At 66.0% G+C, this 721-nt stretch carries 1 protein-coding gene; it reads right to left on the reverse strand.

The window, feature by feature from the left end; genetic code table 11:
- On the reverse strand, positions 1-697 hold a 697-nt coding region (locus A5771_RS13460), incomplete at its 3' end, for a PE-PPE domain-containing protein (RefSeq protein ID WP_234783048.1).
- Between the last annotated feature and the right edge of the window lie 24 nt (positions 698-721).

Below are 721 nucleotides of genomic sequence, written 5' to 3' on the forward strand. Positions count from 1 at the left end.
CGCTGTCGACCAGCCCGTGGCTCCACGCATTGATCCAGGCGCCGAACTGGTCGAAGTCACCGGAGATGTCGATGTCGGTGATCGCGCCGTCGGTGGTGGCCAGGTGGTTGGCCACCTGATCGGGCGTGAGCCCCAGATACATCATGTGCTCGTAGAACAAACCGAGCTCAGAGGTGGACGTGGGGTCGGTGACCGGATCTCCGGGGATCGTGTAATCGGTTACCGCGAACCAGTTGTTCGGGGTCTGGACACCCGACAGCAGAGCAGTGTCGAAGAAGTCGGAGGAGGAAACCCCGCCCATACCCTCCGACGCGGTGTCGGCACCGACCGGATTGCCGATGAACACGAAATGCAGCAACTGCGGGTCGACGCCGTCGTGTTCCAGCTGGGCCATGGCGATCGAACCGGCCGTGGCGCCCTGCGACCAGCCGAACACCCACAGCGGGTTGTCGGCATCGTAGGCGTCGGGGTTGGCGTTGAGTTCGGCGTGCACCGCCCGCACGATCTCGGCCGCCCCGACGAAACTGCTGTGGCCCTGCAGGATCAGCTGCGGGGTGGTCAGCACCTGCAGCGGGGAATCGCAGATGCCGGCACCGATCACGCAGACCGTCGGATCGTCGCCGGCGTCGAAGCCTAGCGGGTTGAGGAACAGGTCGGCCGCGGTTTGGGCGAACGCCGCCGAGGGCGTCGGCAACATCGTCCCGCCGACGAAGATCGCCGG

Origin of the sequence: Mycolicibacter sinensis (assembly GCF_001667375.1) — a bacterium.
Taxonomy (GTDB): Bacteria; Actinomycetota; Actinomycetes; order Mycobacteriales; family Mycobacteriaceae; genus Mycobacterium; species Mycobacterium sinense_A.